This window comes from Serratia sp. ASV30 (assembly GCF_016428815.1).
Classification (GTDB): Bacteria; Pseudomonadota; Gammaproteobacteria; order Enterobacterales; family Enterobacteriaceae; genus Chania; species Chania fonticola_C.
This window is the reverse complement of the sequence record NZ_JAELTL010000014.1, coordinates 62592-78382: the sequence shown is the minus strand read 5'-3', so window position 1 is coordinate 78382 and position 15791 is coordinate 62592. Positions and strand designations below refer to the sequence as shown.

The window sequence follows — 15791 nt, the reverse complement described above, 5'->3', positions numbered from 1 at the left end:
TTTTTTTAGCTTAAAAAAAGGGAAATTAAGGATTTTGGCCTGTTGAAGGTAAATTCAATGCTAAATGGGTATTTCTTCATGGTTTCTAGCCGATGAAACCCTCATTTCTTCGTATTGCTCGTTTTTTATGCAGTGATAACAATGAGTAAATGCCTGGAGTTGGTAGGGTTATTTTGCTATTTTACGCTGACGTTTTTTTACCTGAAATTGACAAAAATTGTTAAACTGCCACACTTTTTTTGAGGATTTCTGCCTGAAACGTGTCCTGGATCAAAAAAATACCCCTAGGTAGTGAGTGGAACAACAGGGAATTCCTGAGAGAATGGTATAGTAAAAGTGAAATGTGCCTGCGGGGTTATATCTATCTGTTTCCGTTGAGCAATCAACTGACACGATTTAGCCTAAGCCAAGCGCATCATATGTTAATTAAATGCTTCGTATGTAAATTAGTGTGTAGATACTTTTGTCAAAGTTGACAGAAGGTTATAGAAAGGAGTAAAAAGCCCACAGTAAAACACTGCCTAACTCTCTGTAAAAGCAGTCTGTTTGTGTGGTTATTTATCCTTCCCTTAAATCGATGTGGTGCACTAACTGCCAGTTACAAGAGCAGAGCGATCGACGCCACTTTTGATGAGTAAGCATAGAGTATGTCAACAACCATTGAAGTCATCGCTCATCACTGGGCGTTCGCCGTATTTCTTATCATGGCTATCGGGCTCTGCGGCTTAATGCTGCTGGGTGCGTTCTTCTTGGGTGGGAGAGCCCAGGCTCGCTCGAAAAACACCCCCTATGAATCAGGGATCGACTCGGTCGGTACGGCGCGCCTGCGTCTGTCCGCCAAGTTTTACCTGGTGGCCATGTTCTTCGTTATTTTCGATGTTGAAGCCTTATACCTGTATGCCTGGTCGGTCTCCATTCGTGAGAGCGGTTGGGTAGGCTTTATCGAAGCCGCCATTTTCATTTTGGTGTTATTGGCTGGTCTGGTTTATCTGGTGCGTATCGGCGCATTGGATTGGACTCCAACGCGTTCCAAGCGTTTGAGCAAGCCAGGTACCATCAAGAACGCTAGCAACAGTCATCCGCAGTAACAGCGAGGCATTAAGATGGACTATACGCTCACCCGCATAGACCCGAACGGTGAGAACGACCGTTATCCCCTGCAAAAACAGGAGATCGTTGGCGATCCCCTTGAGCAGCAGGTTCACCGTACGGTTTACATGGGTAAACTCGAACATGCTTTGCATGACATGGTGAACTGGGGGCGTAAAAACTCTCTTTGGCCGTATAACTTCGGCCTTTCGTGCTGTTATGTGGAAATGGTGACCTCGTTTACCGCCGTTCACGACGTGGCGCGTTTTGGTGCGGAAGTATTGCGTGCCTCCCCACGCCAGGCAGACTTTATGGTCGTTGCCGGCACCTGCTTTACCAAGATGGCCCCGGTTATTCAGCGCTTGTACGAGCAAATGCTGGAGCCTAAATGGGTGATCTCGATGGGCGCCTGCGCCAACTCCGGCGGCATGTACGACATCTACTCGGTTGTTCAGGGCGTGGATAAATTCCTGCCGGTCGACGTGTATATCCCAGGCTGTCCGCCGCGCCCGGAAGCTTACATGCAGGCACTGTTGCTGCTGCAAGAATCCATTGGCAAAGAACGTCGCCCGCTGTCGTGGGTCGTTGGCGATCAGGGCGTGTACCGCGCCAATATGCCATCAGAAAAAGAACGTAAGCACGCCGAGCGTATTGCGGTAACCAACCTTCGGTCGCCTGACGAGATTTAAGACGTTCATTTAACGTCCATCTTAGTGCGCTATTGGTTAACACAGCGAAAAGTTGAACTTGCGGCGAAATAACCCTTTAGTGTGGTGAAAAAAATTATGACAGATTTAACGACGCACGAAGCTCTGCCTGCTTGGCATACCCGCGATCATCTCGATGATCCGGTGATCGGCGAACTGCGCAACCGTTTTGGGCCGGAAGCCTTTACTGTTCAGCCCACCCGTACCGGAATGCCCGTGGTATGGGTTAAAGTTGAGCAGTTGCTGGAAGTGATGACGTTTTTGAGAAAACAACCGAAGCCGTACGTCATGCTGTTCGATCTGCATGGCATGGACGAGCGTCTTCGTACCCACCGTGAAGGCTTGCCTGCCGCGGACTTCTCTGTTTTCTACCATCTGATTTCTGTTGAACGTAACCGTGACATCATGCTGAAAGTGGCGCTGTCTGAAAAAGACCTGCACGTGCCCACAGCAACCAAGATTTTCCCGAATGCCAACTGGTATGAGCGCGAAACCTGGGAAATGTTCGGTATTACCTTCGACGGCCACCCGCACCTGACGCGCATCATGATGCCGCAGACCTGGGAAGGCCATCCACTGCGTAAAGACTACCCGGCGCGTGCTACCGAATTCGATCCCTTTGTGTTGACCAAGCAGAAAGAAGATCTGGAGATGGAATCGCTGAAGTTCAAGCCGGAAGAGTGGGGCATGAAGCGCGGCACCGAGAACGAGGACTTCATGTTCCTCAACCTCGGCCCGAACCACCCGTCTTCACACGGTGCATTCCGTATTATTCTGCAGCTGGACGGTGAAGACATCGTCGACTGTGTGCCGGACGTGGGCTACCACCACCGTGGCGCAGAGAAGATGGGCGAACGCCAGTCCTGGCACAGCTTTATCCCGTATACCGACCGTATCGAATACCTCGGCGGCTGCGTAAACGAAATGCCTTACGTACTGGCGGTGGAAAAACTGGCCGGGATCGTGGTGCCGGATCGTGTCAACACCATCCGCGTGATGCTGTCTGAACTGTTCCGCATCAACAGCCACCTGCTGTACATCAGTACCTTTATCCAGGACGTGGGCGCCATGACCCCGGTGTTCTTCGCCTTTACCGATCGGCAGAAAGTGTACGATCTGGTGGAAGCGATTACCGGTTTCCGTATGCACCCGGCCTGGTTCCGTATTGGTGGCGTGGCACACGACCTGCCGCGTGGCTGGGATCGCCTGCTGCGTGACTTCCTGGACTGGATGCCGAAGCGCCTCGACTCCTATGTGAAAGCCGCACTGCACAACACCATTCTGAAAGGGCGTTCTGTCGGCGTCGCTTCTTACAACGCGAAAGAAGCGTTGGAATGGGGTGTGACCGGTGCTGGCCTGCGTGCTACCGGCGTTGAGTTTGACGTGCGTAAATGGCGTCCATACTCCGGCTATGAAAACTTCGATTTCGAAGTTCCGGTCGGCGACGGCAACAGCGACTGCTACACCCGTGTGATGCTGAAAGTGGAAGAGCTGCGTCAGAGCCTGCGCATTCTTGAGCAGTGCCTGAACAACATGCCGGAAGGCCCGTTCAAGGCCGATCATCCGCTGACCACGCCGCCGCCGAAAGAGCGCACGCTGCAACATATAGAAACGCTGATCACCCACTTCCTGCAGGTTTCCTGGGGCCCGGTGATGCCAGCCAACGAATCATTCCAGATGGTTGAAGCCACGAAAGGGATCAACAGCTACTACCTGACCAGCGACGGCAGCACCATGAGCTATCGCACCAGGATCCGTACGCCAAGCTATGCTCACCTGCAGCAAATCCCTGCGGTGATCCGTGGCAGCCTGGTCTCTGACCTGATCGTCTATCTGGGTAGTATCGATTTTGTAATGTCAGATGTGGACCGCTAACTATGCATGATCTTAAAGACACTCACGTGAGTCACGATGCGCTTGAGGCCACCAATGCAGCCGCTCCACAGAGCGGCGCTGATGCATTTGTGCTGAGTGCGGAAGAACGTGATGCGATCGAGCACGAAAAGCACCATTACGAGGATCCACGCGCCGCCTCCATTGAAGCACTGAAGATCGTGCAGAAGCAGCGTGGCTGGGTTCCGGATGGGGCGATTTATGCCATCGCTGAAGTGCTGGGCATCCCAGCCAGCGACGTAGAAGGCGTGGCCACGTTCTACAGCCAGATTTTCCGCCAGCCGGTAGGACGCCACGTGATCCGTTACTGTGACAGCGTAGTTTGTCACATCAACGGCTATCAGGGCATTCAGGCCGCGCTGGAAAAGAAACTCAACATCAAGCCGGGCCAGACTACCTTCGACGGTCGTTTCACCCTGCTGCCGACCTGCTGTCTGGGTAACTGCGACAAAGGCCCGAACATGATGATCGATGAAGATACTCATGCTCACCTGACGCCAGAAAACGCGGTCGAACTGTTGGAGCGGTATAAATGATGATTGATATCAAACGTACTGCCGAAATGCATCCGCTGACCTGGCGCCTGCGCGATGACCAACAGCCGGTATGGCTGGATGAATATCGCAGCAAAAACGGCTACCAGGGCGCGGAAAAAGCGCTGAAAGGCATGGCCGCCGACGACATCGTCACCCTGGTGAAAGATGCCGGGCTGAAAGGTCGTGGCGGTGCAGGTTTCTCCACCGGTTTGAAGTGGAGCCTGATGCCGAAAGACGAATCCATGAACATCCGTTACCTGCTGTGTAACGCCGATGAAATGGAGCCGGGCACCTATAAAGACCGTCTGCTGATGGAGCAACTGCCGCACCTGCTGGTGGAAGGTATGTTGATTTCGGCATTCGCCCTGAAAGCCTACCGGGGTTACATCTTCCTGCGTGGCGAATACGTCGAGGCCGCAGTGCATCTGCGCCGTGCGATTGCGGAAGCTACCGAAGCAGGCCTGCTGGGCAAAAATATCATGGGCAGCGGCTTTGACTTCGAGCTGTTCGTCCACACCGGCGCTGGCCGCTACATCTGCGGTGAAGAAACGGCGCTGATCAACTCGCTGGAAGGCCGCCGCGCCAACCCGCGCTCCAAGCCGCCATTCCCCGCTTCTGTGGGCGTATGGGGCAAACCAACCTGCGTGAACAACGTTGAGACCCTGTGTAACGTGCCTGCCATCCTCGAGCATGGTGTGGACTGGTACAAAGGGATCTCCGCCGGTAAGAGTAACGACGCCGGTACCAAACTGATGGGCTTCTCTGGCCGGGTGAAAAACCCAGGCGTCTGGGAGCTGCCGTTTGGCACTACCGCGCGTGAAATTCTGGAAGATTACGCCGGTGGCATGCGCGATGGCCTGAAATTTAAAGCCTGGCAGCCGGGCGGGGCGGGTACCGATTTCCTGACCGCCGACCACCTGGATCTGCCAATGGACTTCGAAAGCATCGGTAAAGCAGGCAGCCGTTTAGGTACGGCGCTGGCGATGGCGGTGGATCACGAAATCGGCATGGTTCCCCTGGTGCGTAACCTGGAAGAGTTCTTTGCCCGTGAGTCCTGTGGCTGGTGTACACCGTGCCGTGACGGCTTGCCGTGGAGCGTGAAGATCCTGCGTGCTTTGGAAAGAGGCGAAGGCCAGCCGGGGGATATCGAAACCCTCGAGCAGCTGTGCCGTTCCCTTGGCCCAGGTAAAACCTTCTGCGCCCATGCGCCAGGTGCCGTAGAGCCACTGCAAAGCGCGATTAAATATTTCCGTGAAGAGTTTGAAGCCGGGATTTCCCCACAGTACTTGGGCAATCTCCAGGCGGTTGGCGGCATTCAGCCAAACAACTTGTTGAAGCAACGCTGGTAATCCCGCTTTGCCTGGGTGCGGTGAGCGCGCCCTGAAACACGGCCAGAATTTTTGATTAACGCCTGCCTTATGGCAGGCCACTTGGAAGCATGCTGACTATGGCTACGATTCATGTAGACGGCAAAGAATACGACGTAGATGGAGCCGACAACCTGTTGCAGGCGTGTCTCTCCCTCGGCCTCGATATTCCTTACTTTTGCTGGCATCCGGCGCTTGGAAGCGTCGGCGCTTGCCGCCAATGTGCGGTAAAGCAATACCAAAACGCGGACGATACGCGTGGCCGTTTGGTGATGTCCTGTATGACACCGGCATCCGATGGAACCTTTATTTCCATCGATGACGCAGAAGCCAAACAGTTCCGTGAAAGCGTAGTCGAGTGGTTGATGACCAACCACCCGCACGACTGTCCGGTATGTGAAGAGGGCGGTAACTGTCACCTGCAAGATATGACAGTAATGACCGGCCACAGCTTCCGTAAATATCGCTTCAGTAAGCGCACCCATAACAACCAGGAACTGGGGCCATTTATCTCGCATGAGATGAACCGCTGCATCGCCTGCTACCGTTGTGTGCGTTACTACAAAGACTACGCGGATGGCACCGATTTCGGTGTGTACGGCGCGCACGACAACGTCTATTTCGGTCGTCCGGAAAGTGGCACGCTGGAAAGCGAGTTCTCCGGTAACCTGGTAGAAGTGTGCCCAACCGGCGTATTCACCGACAAAACCCACTCCGAGCGTTACAACCGTAAGTGGGACATGCAGTTTGCTCCGAGCATCTGCCAGCAGTGCAGCATCGGCTGTAACACCAGCCCGGGTGAGCGCTATGGCGAACTGCGTCGTATCGAAAACCGTTACAACGGCAGCGTAAACCACTATTTCCTGTGTGACCGCGGCCGCTTTGGTTATGGCTATGTGAACCAGAAAGATCGCCCTCGTCAGCCGCAGCAACTGCGTGGCAACGACTGGATCACCCTGAACGCCGAGCAGGCGATGCAGGGCGCGGCAGATATTCTGCGTCAGGCCAACAAAACCATCGGTATCGGTTCACCGCGTGCCAGCCTGGAAAGCAACTTTGCGTTGCGTGAACTGGTCGGCGCCGAGAACTTCTATACCGGCATCAATCAGGCTGAACAACAGCGCCTGAACCTGATGCTCAACGTGTTGAAAAACAGCGGCGTTTATACGCCTAACCTGCGCGAAATCGAAAGCTACGACGCGGTGTTGGTACTGGGTGAAGATTTGACCCAAACCGGCGCTCGTATCGCGCTGTCGGTGCGTCAGGCAGTGAAAGGTAAAGCCCGCGCGATGGCTGCGGCACACCGCGTTGCCGATTGGCAGATCGCGGCGGTGCAAACCATCGGGCAGCACGCCAAACACCCGCTGTTCGTCACTAACGTCGATAACACCCGCTTGGACGACATCGCCGCCTGGAACTATCGTGCGCCGGTGGATGATCAAGCCCGTTTAGGCTTCGCCATTGCCCACGCGCTGGATGATTCCGCTCCCGCGGTGACCGATCTGGCCGAAGACCTGAACAAGAAAATTGATGTGATCGTACAGGCCCTGGCCGGTGCGCAGAAGCCATTGATCATTACCGGCAGCAATGCGGGTAGCACAGCTATCATTGAAGCTGCGGCCAACATTGCCAAGGCGTTGAAAGGTCGCGGTGCCAATGTTGGTATCACCTTCGTCGCAGCCGCTGCTAACAGCATGGGCTTGGCGATGATTGGTGGTGGCTCGCTGGACGAGGCACTGGTGCAACTGGAAAGTGGTGCCGCTGATACCGCCATCGTGATGGAAAACGATCTCTATCGTCACGCCCCGGCGGCCAAAGTGGATGCCGCATTGGCCAAGATCAGTAACCTGATCGTTGCCGATCACCAGCGCACCGCCATCATGGACAAAGCCAACCTGATCCTGTCTGCGGCCAGTTTTGCAGAGAGCGATGGGACTTTGGTCAGCCAGGAAGGCCGCGCACAGCGCTTCTTCCAGGTTTACGACCCGGCTTATTACGATGATGCCAAGAAAAATATCTATAGCGTGATGTTGGAAAGCTGGCGTTGGATGCACTCGCTGCACTCCACCTACACCAGCCGCCAGGTTGACTGGACTCAGCTAGATGACGTGATTGCCGCCTGCGTGAGCGCATTGCCGCAGTTACAAGGTATTGTCGAAGCTGCACCAGATGCGACCTTCCGCATCCGTGGTCAGAAACTGGCCCGTTCACCGCACCGCTACAGTGGCCGCACCGCGATGCGTGCCGATATCAGCGTGCATGAACCGCGTCAGCCGCAGGATAAAGACACCATGTTCGCCTTCTCGATGGAAGGGAACAACAGCCCGCTGGCTGACCGTCAGCAGATCCCATTTGCCTGGGCTCCAGGTTGGAACTCACCGCAGGCATGGAACAAGTTCCAGGCCGAAGTGGGTGGCAAACTGCGCCATGGCGATCCGGGTATCCGCCTGATCGAAGCAGGGGAGGGCAACCTCGGTTACTTCACCGCTATCCCTACGGCGTTTAAAGCCGAAGGCTGGCGTGTTGCGCCGTATTACCACCTGTTTGGCAGTGACGAAATGTCACAGCGCTCCGAAGTGATCCAGCAGCGTATGCCTCAGGCCTACGTGATGATCAACGTTGCCGATGCCGCGCAGCTTGGTGTCAATGCCGGTGCCTGGGTCGAGTTCAGCTGTGCCGGTCAAACGCTGCGTTTGCCGGTACGCCTGAGTGAAACCCTGAGCCAAGGCCAGGTTGGTTTGCCGCTCGGCTTGCCAGGGATCCCGCCGGTACTGGTGGGTGCGAAGGTTGAAAATCTGCGGGAGGCGGCACTATGAGCTGGTTGACACCTGAGGTGATCGACATCCTGATCGCCGTGTTGAAAGCGGTGGTGATCCTGTTGGTCGTGGTCACCTGCGGGGCGTTTATGAGCTTCGGCGAACGCCGTCTGCTGGGGCTGTTCCAGAACCGTTACGGACCAAACCGTGTCGGCTGGGGCGGTTCGCTGCAGCTGGTCGCCGACATGATCAAAATGTTCTTCAAAGAAGACTGGGTTCCGACCTTCGCCGACCGCATGATCTTTACGCTGGCCCCGGTGATTGCCTTTACCTCGCTGCTGTTGGCCTTTGCCATCGTGCCGGTCAGCCCGACCTGGTCGGTGGCCGATCTCAACATCGGTATTCTGTTCTTCCTGATGATGGCTGGCCTGGCGGTGTATGCCGTGCTGTTCGCCGGCTGGTCCAGTAACAACAAATACTCGCTGTTAGGGGCGATGCGTGCTTCGGCACAAACCCTGAGCTACGAAGTGTTCCTCGGCCTGTCCGTGTTGGGCGTGGTGGCGCAAGCCGACTCGTTCAACATGCAGGCGATTGTTGAATCACAGGCGCACATCTGGAACGTCATTCCGCAATTCTTTGGTTTCATTACCTTTGCGATTGCCGGTGTGGCGGTATGTCACCGCCACCCATTTGACCAGCCGGAAGCCGAGCAGGAACTGGCCGACGGTTACCACATTGAATATTCCGGCATGAAATTCGGTCTGTTCTTCGTGGGGGAATACATCGGTATCGTGACCGTGTCCGCCCTGATTGTGACGTTGTTCTTCGGCGGTTGGCAGGGGCCATTCCTGCCGCCATTCATCTGGTTCGCACTGAAAACGGCTTTCTTCATGGTGATGTTCATTCTGATCCGTGCTTCGTTGCCGCGTCCGCGTTATGACCAGGTGATGTCATTCGGCTGGAAGATTTGCCTGCCGTTGACGCTGCTGAACCTGCTGGCAACCGCCGCGGTCATTTTGTACAACGCTCAATAAGGGGTGAATAAACCATGACATTGAAAGAGTTAGTGGTTGGTTTTGGCACCCAGGTGCGCAGCCTTTGGATGATTGGCCTGCACGCCTTCGCCAAACGCGAAACCCAGATGTATCCGGAAGAACCGGTTTACCTGCCGCCGCGCTATCGTGGCCGCATCGTGCTGACGCGCGATCCGGACGGTGAAGAGCGCTGCGTGGCCTGTAACCTGTGTGCGGTTGCCTGCCCGGTTGGCTGTATCTCCCTGCAAAAAGCAGAGCAGAAAGATGGCCGCTGGTATCCGGAGTTTTTCCGCATCAACTTCTCACGCTGCATTTTCTGCGGTCTGTGCGAAGAGGCTTGCCCAACCACCGCGATCCAGCTGACGCCGGATTTCGAAATGGGTGAGTTCAAGCGCCAGGATCTGGTGTACGAAAAAGAAGATCTGTTGATCTCGGGGCCGGGTAAATATCCGGAATATAACTTCTACCGGATGGCCGGTATGGCGATTGACGGCAAAGCCAAAGGCGAAGCCGAAAACGAAGCCAAACCGATCGACGTCAAAGGTCTGTTGCCTTAAGGAGCCAGCAAGCATGGAAATTGCCTTTTATCTGGCAGGGTTCATTGCGATTATCGCGACCATTCGCGTCATTTCGCATACCAATCCTGTGCATGCGCTGCTGTATCTGATCGTCTCTTTACTGGCGATCTCGGCAGTCTTTTTCTCACTGGGTGCCTACTTTGCGGGTGCTCTGGAAATCATCGTCTACGCCGGTGCCATTATGGTGCTGTTCGTGTTCGTGGTCATGATGCTCAACCTCGGTAACGCGGTGCAGCAGCAAGAGCGCGACTGGCTGAAGCCTTCCGTCTGGATTGGCCCTGGTCTGCTGTCACTGATCTTGCTGGTGGTGCTGATTGTGGCGATCCGCAGCGTGTCCGATCAGGGTATCACCGGTGAGATGGTGGACGCCAAAGCGGTCGGGATCAGCCTGTTTGGTCCTTACGTGCTGGCGGTTGAGCTGGCTTCAATGCTGCTGTTGGCGGGCCTGGTCGTTGCCTTCCACATTGGTCGTGAGCACAAACCGGGTGAAGTGTTCAGTAATACCCCGGCAAGCAGCGAAATGGCGAAAAGAAAATCGGAGGAGCAAGCATGATCCCTCTTCAACATGGGCTGATCCTGGCGGCGATCCTGTTCGTCCTGGGGCTGACCGGCTTGATGTTACGCCGTAACCTGCTGTTTATGCTGATCAGTCTGGAAGTGATGATCAACGCTGCGGCGTTGGCGTTTATCGTGGCGGGTAGCTATTGGGGCCAGACCGACGGGCAGGTGATGTACATCCTGGCCATCAGTCTGGCGGCAGCCGAGGCCAGTATCGGCCTGGCGTTGCTGCTACAGCTCTACCGTCGTCGGCATACCCTGGATATTGACACTGTCAGTGAGATGCGCGGATGAACCTATTATATTTAACTATTCTGCTACCGCTGATCGGGTTCCTGCTGTTGGCATTTTCCCGTGGCCGCTGGTCTGAAAACACCTCGGCTACCGTTGGCGTAGGGTCGATTGGCCTGGCGGCACTGGTCACAGTGTATGTGGCGATCGATTTTCTGGGTCAAAAAGCCGCTGGCGTGCAGTTGTACGAGCAAAGCCTGTGGAGCTGGATGAGCGTTGGCGACTTCAACGTCGGCGTCACCCTGGTGCTGGACGGCCTGTCGCTGACCATGTTGTCGGTGGTCACCGGCGTTGGTTTCCTGATCCACATGTATGCTTCCTGGTACATGCGTGGTGAAGAGGGCTACTCCCGCTTCTTCGCTTACACCAACCTGTTTATCGCCAGCATGGTGGTATTGGTACTGGCAGACAACCTGCTGCTGATGTACCTGGGTTGGGAAGGCGTGGGCCTGTGCAGCTACCTGTTGATCGGCTTCTACTACAAAGATCCGGCCAACGGCGCGGCGGCCATGAAAGCCTTCATCGTAACCCGCGTGGGCGACGTGTTCCTGGCCATTGCGCTGTTCATCCTGTACCACGAGCTGGGTACGCTGAACATCCGTGAACTGATGGTGCTGGCTCCGCAGAAACTGGCGGTTGGCGATACGGCGTTGACCTGGGCAACCCTGATGTTACTGGGTGGCGCGGTCGGTAAATCGGCTCAGTTGCCGTTGCAAACCTGGCTGGCAGATGCGATGGCGGGTCCAACCCCGGTATCTGCATTGATCCACGCGGCAACCATGGTTACCGCAGGTGTCTACCTGATTGCCCGTATGCACGGCCTGTTCCTGATGACGCCGGAAGTGCTGAATCTGGTCGGTATCGTTGGTGGCGTTACGCTGCTGCTGGCGGGCTTTGCCGCGCTGGTGCAGACCGACATCAAACGCGTACTTGCCTACTCCACCATGAGCCAGATTGGCTATATGTTCCTGGCACTGGGTGTGCAGGCATGGGATGCGGCCATCTTCCACCTGATGACTCATGCGTTCTTCAAGGCGCTGCTGTTCCTGTCCTCCGGTTCGGTGATCCTGGCCTGTCATCATGAGCAGAACATCTTCAAGATGGGTGGCCTGCGCAAGAGCATTCCGCTGGTCTATGTATGCTTCCTGGTGGGGGGCGCGGCGCTGTCTGCTCTGCCTATCGTCACCGCGGGCTTCTTCAGTAAGGATGAAATCCTGGCGGGCGCTATGGCGAACGGCCACGTCAACCTGATGATTGCCGGTCTGATTGGTGCATTCATGACCTCACTGTATACCTTCCGCATGATCTTCATCGTGTTCCACGGCGAAGAGAAAATCAAAGCGCATGCGGGCAAAGGTATTACTCACCACCTGCCACTGTTGGTTCTGATGGTGCTGTCCACCTTCGTCGGCGCGATGATTGTACCGCCGTTGCAGGGTGTACTGCCGGAAACCACTGAACTGGCACACGGCAGCGTTCTGACGTTGGAGATCGCCTCTGGCGTGGTCGCTATCGTCGGGATCCTGCTGGCAGCTGCGCTGTGGCTGGGCCAACGTCGCCTGGTAAACAGCATCGCGAACAGCGCTCCGGGTCGTTTCTTCTCGACCTGGTGGTTCCATGCCTGGGGCTTCGACTGGCTGTATGACAAAGTGTTCGTCAAGCCATACCTGGGCATCGCCAAGCTGCTGCAAAGCGATCCGCTGAACTCGCTGATGAATCTGCCTGCGCTGTTCTCCCGCTGGGGGAACCGTGGCCTGACGGTGAGTGAGAACGGTCAGATCCGCTGGTATATCGCGTCTATGGGTGTGGGTGCAGTGCTGGTACTGGCTCTGTTGATTTTGGTTTAACTGAATAATTTAAACAGACGCATTTTGGGTTCGGCCCTTGTCGAACAAGGGCCCGATACAAGTTTTTTAGATTATTCATATAAGGGACACAAAACGCCATGCTATTACCTTGGCTAATTCTTATCCCCTTTATCGGCGGTCTGCTGTGCTGGCAGTGCGAGCGTTTCGGTACTAAGGCGCCGCGCTGGATAGCGTTGATCGCAATGGGGCTGACGTTGGCGCTTTCTCTGCAACTGTGGTTGCAGGGGGGCTATTCGTTGATAAAACCGCAGGGCGTGCCGCAGTGGCAGTCTGAGTTTATGTTGCCGTGGATCCCGCGCTTTGGCATCAGCATTCACCTGGCGCTGGACGGCCTGTCACTGCTGATGGTAGTGCTGACCGGTTTCCTGGGCGTGCTGGCGATCCTCTGTTCCTGGCGTGAAATCCAGAAGTATCAGGGCTTCTTCCACCTGAACCTGTTGTGGATCCTGGGCGGCGTGATCGGCGTGTTCCTGGCCATCGACCTGTTCCTGTTCTTCTTCTTCTGGGAAATGATGCTGGTGCCGATGTACTTCCTGATCGCCTTGTGGGGTCATAAGGCATCGGATGGTAAAACCCGTATCACCGCAGCAACCAAGTTCTTCATCTATACCCAGGCCAGCGGTCTGGTGATGCTGATTGCGATCCTGGGTCTGGTATTCGTGCACTACAATGCGACCGGTGTGTGGACCTTCAACTACGAAGATCTGCTGAAAACCCCGATGTCGCACAACGTTGAATACATGTTGATGCTGGGCTTCTTTATCGCATTTGCGGTGAAAATGCCGGTGGTGCCATTGCACGGCTGGTTGCCGGATGCGCATAGCCAGGCACCAACGGCGGGTTCTGTCGACCTGGCGGGGATCTTGCTGAAGACGGCGGCCTACGGCCTGCTGCGTTTCAGCCTGCCGCTGTTCCCGAACGCGTCCGCCGAGTTTGCCCCTATCGCCATGTGGCTGGGTGTGATTGGTATCTTCTACGGTGCCTGGATGGCGTTCGCGCAGACCGATATCAAACGTCTGATTGCCTACACCTCCGTTTCCCATATGGGCTTCGTACTGATCGCCATCTACACCGGTAGCCAGTTGGCTTACCAGGGCGCAGTGATCCAGATGATCGCCCACGGCTTGTCTGCCGCCGGTATGTTCATCATCTGTGGCCAGTTGTACGAACGTCTGCATACTCGCGATATGCGTCAGATGGGCGGCCTGTGGGGACGTATCAAGTACCTTCCTGCGCTGTCGCTGTTCTTCGCGGTGGCAACCCTGGGGATGCCGGGTACCGGTAACTTCGTCGGTGAATTCATGATCCTGTTCGGCAGCTTCCAGGTTGTGCCGGTGATCACCGTGATTTCTACCTTCGGTCTGGTGTTTGCTTCGGTTTACTCGTTGATCATGATGCAGCGTGCCTACTACGGCACCCCGAAATCTGATCAACCGTTGCCGGGCATGACCGCACGTGAACTGTTTATCATTCTGCTGTTGGTGGTACTGCTGGTGCTGCTGGGTGTTTATCCTCAGCCAATCCTCGATACCTCAAGTGCGGCGATGAGCAACGTGCAACACTGGTTTGGTCCGTCAGTTTCAGCAATTTCAACAACAAGGCCGTAATTCGCCATGACAATAACTCCTCAACAACTGATCGCACTGTTACCGCTGTTGATCGTCGGATTGACGGTGGTGGTTGTGATGCTGTGCATTGCGTGGCGACGCGACCACTTTATCAACGCCACCCTGACAGTGATCGGTCTTAACCTGGCGCTGCTTTCACTCTACTTTGTTGGCCAGGTAGGCCCAATGGACGTCACCCCGCTGGTGCGGGTTGACGGTTACTCGATGTTCTATACCGGGTTGGTGGTGCTGGCAAGTCTGGCAACCTGTACCTTCGCCTATCCATGGCTGGTGGGTTACCCGGATAACCGCGAAGAGTTCTACCTGCTGGTGCTGATTGCTACCATGGGTGGCATTCTGCTGGCGAGCGCCAACCACCTGGCTTCACTGTTCCTGGGTATTGAGCTGATCTCGCTGCCGCTGTTTGGTCTGATAGGTTATGCCTATCGCCAGAAGCGTTCGCTGGAAGCGGCCATCAAGTACATGGTGCTGTCTGCGGCGGCCTCGAGCTTCCTGCTGTTCGGCATGGCGCTGCTGTATGCCGAATCCGGTGACCTGTCACTGGCAGGCCTGGGCAAGAGCATGCAGGAGAACATGATGCATCAGCCGCTGATCCTGGCAGGCATGGGCATGATGATCGTCGGTCTGGGCTTCAAACTCTCCCTGGTACCTTTCCAACTGTGGACGCCGGATGTGTATCAAGGGGCGCCAGCGCCGGTCTCAACCTTCCTGGCTACTGCCAGCAAGATTGCGATCTTCGCCGTCGTGATGCGTCTGTTCCTGTACGCACCGGCTGCGGACAACGAAGCGCTGCGGATGGTGTTGTCTATCATCGCCGTCTGCTCGATCCTGTTCGGTAACCTGATGGCGATCAGCCAGACCAACATCAAGCGACTGCTGGGTTACTCCTCGATCGCTCACTTGGGTTATCTGCTGGTGGCGCTGGTTGCGGTGCAAACCCACCAGCTGTCGCTGGAAACCGCCGGGGTTTATCTGGCCGGTTACCTGTTCAGCAGCCTGGGTGCCTTCGGTGTGGTTAGCCTGATGTCCAGCCCGTACCGTGGCCCGGACGCCGACTCGCTGTTCTCCTATCGCGGCCTGTTCTGGCACAAGCCAATCCTGTCAGCGGTGATGACGGTGATGATGCTGTCCCTGGCCGGTATTCCGATGACGCTGGGCTTTATCGGTAAGTTCTTCGTGATTGCGATGGGCGTCAGTGCTCACCTGTGGTGGTTGACCGGTGCCGTAGTGCTGGGTAGTGCGATCGGTTTGTACTACTACCTGCGTGTGACCGTCAGCCTGTTCCTCAGTGCGCCTGAAACGCTGGTTCGTGATACGCCAAACAACTGGGCGTTGACCGCCGGTGGTGTGGTGGTGCTGATCTCTGCCGCGTTGGTGCTGTTGCTGGGTATCTACCCGCAGCCGCTGATCACGCTGGTGCAGATGGCACAGCCGATGTTCTGATTGATCTCGAGCTAGACAACAAGGGTCGCCAAATGGCGGCCCT

General features: G+C 55.8%; 13 protein-coding genes. All 13 read left to right on the top strand.

The genetic code is table 11. From position 1 onward, the window contains the following. The first annotated feature begins 647 nt into the window (after positions 1–647). The 13 genes from JHD74_RS08825 (at position 648) to nuoN (ending at position 15748) form a co-directional block, all read left to right on the top strand. The gene (locus tag JHD74_RS08825; protein ID WP_024529591.1) at positions 648–1088 is read left to right on the top strand and encodes an NADH-quinone oxidoreductase subunit A; all 441 of its coding nucleotides are present in this window, start codon (positions 648–650) and stop codon (positions 1086–1088) included. A 15-nt stretch (positions 1089–1103) separates the two neighbouring features. Then, positions 1104–1778 carry an NADH-quinone oxidoreductase subunit B family protein gene (locus tag JHD74_RS08820; protein WP_024529592.1) on the top strand — a complete coding sequence of 225 codons (675 nt, stop codon included), beginning with the start codon at positions 1104–1106 and terminating at the stop codon, positions 1776–1778. 96 nt (positions 1779–1874) lie between these two features. Continuing rightward, positions 1875–3671 carry an NADH-quinone oxidoreductase subunit C/D gene (nuoC, locus tag JHD74_RS08815; RefSeq protein ID WP_024529593.1) on the top strand — a complete coding sequence of 599 codons (1797 nt, stop codon included), beginning with the start codon at positions 1875–1877 and terminating at the stop codon, positions 3669–3671. 2 nt (positions 3672–3673) lie between these two features. Next, positions 3674–4225, top strand: a complete 552-nt coding sequence (nuoE, locus tag JHD74_RS08810; protein ID WP_021178523.1) for an NADH-quinone oxidoreductase subunit NuoE — start codon at positions 3674–3676, stop codon at positions 4223–4225. Continuing rightward, positions 4222–5574 (top strand): NADH-quinone oxidoreductase subunit NuoF, encoded by a 1353-nt coding sequence (gene nuoF / locus JHD74_RS08805; RefSeq protein WP_021805992.1) that lies wholly within the window; start codon positions 4222–4224, stop codon positions 5572–5574. Before nuoE ends, nuoF begins: the two co-directional genes overlap by 4 nt. Positions 5575–5672: 98 nt before the next feature. Further along, complete coding sequence (gene nuoG / locus JHD74_RS08800) at positions 5673–8408, top strand: NADH-quinone oxidoreductase subunit NuoG (protein ID WP_199062428.1); 2736 nt, start codon at positions 5673–5675, stop codon at positions 8406–8408. Further along, positions 8405–9382, top strand: a complete 978-nt coding sequence (gene nuoH, locus JHD74_RS08795; RefSeq protein ID WP_021805990.1) for an NADH-quinone oxidoreductase subunit NuoH — start codon at positions 8405–8407, stop codon at positions 9380–9382. The genes nuoG and nuoH overlap by 4 nt, the downstream gene beginning before the upstream one ends. Positions 9383–9396: 14 nt before the next feature. Continuing rightward, positions 9397–9939, top strand: a complete 543-nt coding sequence (nuoI, locus tag JHD74_RS08790; protein ID WP_021178518.1) for an NADH-quinone oxidoreductase subunit NuoI — start codon at positions 9397–9399, stop codon at positions 9937–9939. Between the two features lie 13 nt (positions 9940–9952). After that, on the top strand, positions 9953–10513 hold the full coding sequence (nuoJ, locus tag JHD74_RS08785; RefSeq protein ID WP_024529595.1) for an NADH-quinone oxidoreductase subunit J: 561 nt from the start codon (positions 9953–9955) through the stop codon (positions 10511–10513). Then, positions 10510–10812 (top strand): NADH-quinone oxidoreductase subunit NuoK, encoded by a 303-nt coding sequence (gene nuoK / locus JHD74_RS08780; protein ID WP_021178516.1) that lies wholly within the window; start codon positions 10510–10512, stop codon positions 10810–10812. Before nuoJ ends, nuoK begins: the two co-directional genes overlap by 4 nt. Continuing rightward, complete coding sequence (nuoL, locus tag JHD74_RS08775) at positions 10809–12656, top strand: NADH-quinone oxidoreductase subunit L (RefSeq protein WP_199062426.1); 1848 nt, start codon at positions 10809–10811, stop codon at positions 12654–12656. Before nuoK ends, nuoL begins: the two co-directional genes overlap by 4 nt. Positions 12657–12754: 98 nt before the next feature. After that, positions 12755–14284: an NADH-quinone oxidoreductase subunit M gene (nuoM, locus tag JHD74_RS08770; protein ID WP_199062424.1), complete on the top strand. Its 1530-nt coding sequence runs from the start codon at positions 12755–12757 to the stop codon at positions 14282–14284. Positions 14285–14290: 6 nt separating this feature from the next. Further along, positions 14291–15748: an NADH-quinone oxidoreductase subunit NuoN gene (gene nuoN / locus JHD74_RS08765; RefSeq protein WP_021805986.1), complete on the top strand. Its 1458-nt coding sequence runs from the start codon at positions 14291–14293 to the stop codon at positions 15746–15748. The last annotated feature ends 43 nt before the right edge of the window (positions 15749–15791 follow it).